General features: G+C 56.4%; 4 protein-coding genes. All 4 read left to right on the top strand.

What is annotated here, in order from left to right:
* On the top strand, positions 1-231 hold a 231-nt coding region (locus tag ACR0P9_RS08890), incomplete at its 5' end, for a hypothetical protein (RefSeq protein WP_432619321.1).
* Between the two features lies 1 nt (position 232).
* A complete protein-coding gene (alr, locus tag ACR0P9_RS08885) occupies positions 233-1,324 on the top strand; it encodes an alanine racemase (RefSeq protein WP_432619319.1) in 1,092 nt (363 codons plus the stop codon).
* Positions 1,317-2,681, top strand: a complete 1,365-nt coding sequence (locus ACR0P9_RS08880) for an aminotransferase class I/II-fold pyridoxal phosphate-dependent enzyme (RefSeq protein WP_432619317.1) — start codon at positions 1,317-1,319, stop codon at positions 2,679-2,681. The genes alr and ACR0P9_RS08880 overlap by 8 nt, the downstream gene beginning before the upstream one ends.
* 17 nt (positions 2,682-2,698) lie before the next feature.
* Positions 2,699-3,679: an ATP-binding protein gene (locus ACR0P9_RS08875; protein ID WP_432619315.1), complete on the top strand. Its 981-nt coding sequence runs from the start codon at positions 2,699-2,701 to the stop codon at positions 3,677-3,679.
* Positions 3,680-3,747: the final 68 nt, after the last annotated feature.

The raw sequence follows: 3,747 nt of genomic DNA, 5'->3' as shown, positions 1-3,747 counted from the left end.
GTACAGTTTGTCGGTGAATATGACCTCGTATTCAACAAGCCGGTATACTTTGCTGTCGTACACGGTCAGAGCACCTATCGCAACCTGCGCCGCAAGCGCTTCCTGAAGAAGAACGCTGCACTGGATACCTCAAAGCCGAAGAACCTGACCGGCGACCATCGCGGCGAGCAGAAGCAGGCGAAGCCGGAAGAGAAGAAGGCTGAGGACAAGAAGCCGGAAGAGAACAAGTAACATGAAAAAGTTCGTTATTGAGCGGGAAAAGCTCGAAGAAAACTCCCGCATCATTCAGAAAAAAGCCGGTGTGCCGGTCTTTGCCGTATTAAAAGCAGACGGCTATGGATTTGGCATGAAGCAGATGGCAGAGGTCTTGAAGGAGACCGGCATCCGCATGTTCGCGGTGACGGAGCCGGAGGACGCCCAGCGTCTGCGAGATTGGGGATATACCGAAGAAGACATTCTCGTGATGCGCTCCACGGCCATGGCAGATGAAGCGTATCAGGTTGTACAGGCAAACGCGATTGCGACAGTCGGCTCGCCGGAAGCTGCTCGATGCCTGAACGAAGTCGCACAGGGCTGCGGCATACAGGCAAAGGCACATATCAAGATTGACACGGGCATGGGACGATACGGCTTTCTGCCGGATCAGTATGCAGAGATCAAGAAGGTATACACCCAGTGTCCGGGCATTCAGGTGACCGGCATCTATACGCATTTTCACTCCTCGTTTGCCGATGAGGCGGCGACACGCGGACAGTATAAGCAGCTGTGCGGCATTGTCAGCCAGCTGGAAGCAGACGGTATTTCGGTGGGAATGCGCCATGCGGCAAACTCCAACGGCGTGTTCCGCTATGACGATATGATGTTGGACGCGGTTCGTGTCGGCTCTGCCTTTACCGGACGCATTGTCAACGGTGCAAAATATGGACTGTCTCGTCTGGGATACCTCGAAAGCCGCGTCATTGAGACGCGCACCGTGCCGAAGGGACACACATTTGGTTACGGCGCGGGCTATGTCGCAAAAGACGCGACGCGCGTTGCCGTGGTACCGGTCGGCTACACGGACGGCTTTTCTGTCGAGAAAAAGCGCGATTTGTTCCGTCCGCGCGACGTCATGCGCTATATCAAGAATGATTTGGAAGACGGCAGAGGCAAGGGCAATATCTACATCAGCATTGCCGGACATCGCGTCCGCGTGCTGGGACATGTAGGTCTGTGCCATGTCTCCTGCGATGTGACAGGACTGGATATTAAAAACGGAGACACCGCGATTCTCGATGTCAATCCGCTGTATCTCAGCCCACTGGTAACGAAGGAATATGTCTGACGCAAGATTGTACGAACAATTACGGAAACAGGCGGCTCGCAAGGCCGCCCGTTTTCATATGCCGGGACACAAAGGCCGCCCGGTACTGCCGGAACTAAATTTCCCGTTTCCGATTGATTATACGGAAATCGAAGGAACCGGCAACTTATATGAAGGCGATGAGCCGATTCTCTCCGCCGAGCGAGATGCCGCACGATATTACGGCGCACAGGACTGCTTGTTTTTGACCGGCGGTTCGACACAGGCGCTGATGACGGCCATCGGCGCGGCTGTGCCGGAGGGCGGCACGCTGATTTTAGACCGAAACTGCCATAAATCCGTTACGCACGCGATGGCACTGCTGGATTTGACGCCGGTATTTGTCGTGCCGGAGCCGCTGGACGGAATGCCGGGGCTGCTTGACCCGAAAACAGTCGAACAGACGCTGCGGGACAACCCGCAGGCATCTGCCGTTCTTATCACCAGCCCCAATTACTATGGCATTTTACAAAATATCCCGCAGCTGGCGGACATCTGTCATGCGCACGGCGTGCCGCTACTTGTCGATGCGGCACACGGCGCCCATCTCAAGGCGGTTGGTCTGCCGTCACCCATCGAGCAGGGCGCAGATCTCGCGGCGGTGAGCACACATAAGACGCTGCCCGCGTGGGGACAAAGCGCGATTTTGCTGTCCTCCGGGCGCATTTCGTTTGAAACGCTGCTGGAGACAGCAACGCTGTTCGGCACGTCCAGCCCGTCGTATCTGCTGCTCGCATCCATTGATTTGGCACGGGATTGGCTGGAAAAAGACGGTGCGCAGGCGTATGCGCAGTGCGCTGAGCGCGTGCAGGCGCTCCGGCGAGAAATCGCGAGAACGACAGTATTTGACACCTTGACAGAGGAACAAGCACCGCTTGACCCGTGCAGACTGACCATTCGCTGCACAGACACTAACGTCACCGGTCAGCAGCTTTCCGCTATCTTGCATGAGGATTTTGCGATTGATGCGGAGATGGCAGATGCCAATTATCTCGTGTGCATCTGCACCGGCGCGGATACAGAACGTGATTATGCGCGGCTCATGGGTGCGCTGCGCGACAAACGGTTTTGCGCGGTGCCAAAGCCGCACAAAGAACCGCTGCCGTTTCCGGAGCCGGAGCGCATTTGCTCGGTTCGCCGTGCGTGGTTTGGCAAAAAGACAACCGTGCCGCTGGGACAGAGTGCCGGTAAAATCTGTGCGCGGCCGATCACGCCGTATCCGCCCGGGGTGCCGCTGGTGTATCCGGGAGAACGGATTCGGCAAGTTCACATTGAATTTCTGCGGGACGGATGGTATACTGATACTGCATCCATTTGCGTGATGGATGGCGATTTTTGAGGAAAGGCGGAACCGTCATGACGTTTGCCAGTCTGCTGGGAAATACTGAATTGAAAGCGGCTTGGCAACATGCCCTGCGCGGACGATTTCCGCAGAGCATTCTGCTGACTGGTCCGAAAGGCATTGGCAAGTTGACGGCGGCGCGCGTGCTGACCATGGCACTGCTATGCGAGAGCACGGGCGAAAAGCCGTGCGGGCAGTGCGCGGCCTGCCGCAAGGTCGAGCAGAACAATCACTCGGATGTCACCTGCATTGATTTGGGTGATGCAGAGATCAAAGTGGACACGGCGCGCCGCATTCGGTCAGATTGCGCCGTCTATCCGGGCGACAGTGACCGCCGGATTTTTCTCATTCGCCATGCGCAGAATATGAACGCTGCGGCGCAAAATGCGCTGCTCAAGCTGCTGGAAGAACCGCCGGAATACGCCTTTTTTATTCTGATGACGGAAAACGAAAGTGCAATTCTGCCTACGATTTTGTCACGCTGTACGCAATATGCCTTGGCTCCGCTGGATCGGGGATCCGTGCTGCATCTGCTGCGGCAGAAATATCCGGACAAAGATCCTGCTGTTTTGCAGTCTGCCGCCGCAGGCTGTCAGGGCATTGCAGGAGATGCGATTGCGGCACTCAGCGAAGAGGCGGAAGAGATTACCCAGATGGCGGGCGAGTTTTTGCGCGCACTGGACAGCAAAAACGAACTGTGCCTGCTGCAAGCAGCCGAGCACTGCTCCGGCTTGTCGCGGCAGCAGTTTTCCCATGTGCTGACGGCTCTGCGCACAGCCATGCGCGATGCGATTTTCTGCGCACATGGCATGGCATCGCCGCTGCTTCCGGCACTACAGGAACAGACCAAAGCTGTGAGTCACAGGCTCACCGTTCGACAAATGCTCGCGCTGTACGATTGGATGGGCGAGTTGGATGAACGCATTTCCCGCAATCCGAGCATGGCACTGCTGACAGGCTGCCTTGCTGCCGGAAGTTTTGAGCGGATACAATAGATTTTATGAGAGAGCGTTTTGCCGGTTTGGCGAGACGTAGGAGGAACAATTTTGGCTCAGATTATAGG

The sequence above is a fragment of the Butyricicoccus sp. genome (assembly GCF_050872565.1).
GTDB lineage: Bacteria > Bacillota > Clostridia > Oscillospirales > Butyricicoccaceae > Butyricicoccus_A.
This window is presented reverse-complemented; position numbering and strand designations above follow the sequence as displayed.

What these genes read in the sequence shown, in the direction of transcription:
- ACR0P9_RS08875 (WP_432619315.1), top strand. Translation starts at nt 2,699, where the DNA reads ATGACGTTTGCCAGTCTGCTGGGAAATACTGAATTGAAAGCGGCTTGG.
- ACR0P9_RS08880 (WP_432619317.1), top strand. Translation starts at nt 1,317, where the DNA reads ATGTCTGACGCAAGATTGTACGAACAATTACGGAAACAGGCGGCTCGC.
- alr (WP_432619319.1), top strand. Translation starts at nt 233, where the DNA reads ATGAAAAAGTTCGTTATTGAGCGGGAAAAGCTCGAAGAAAACTCCCGC.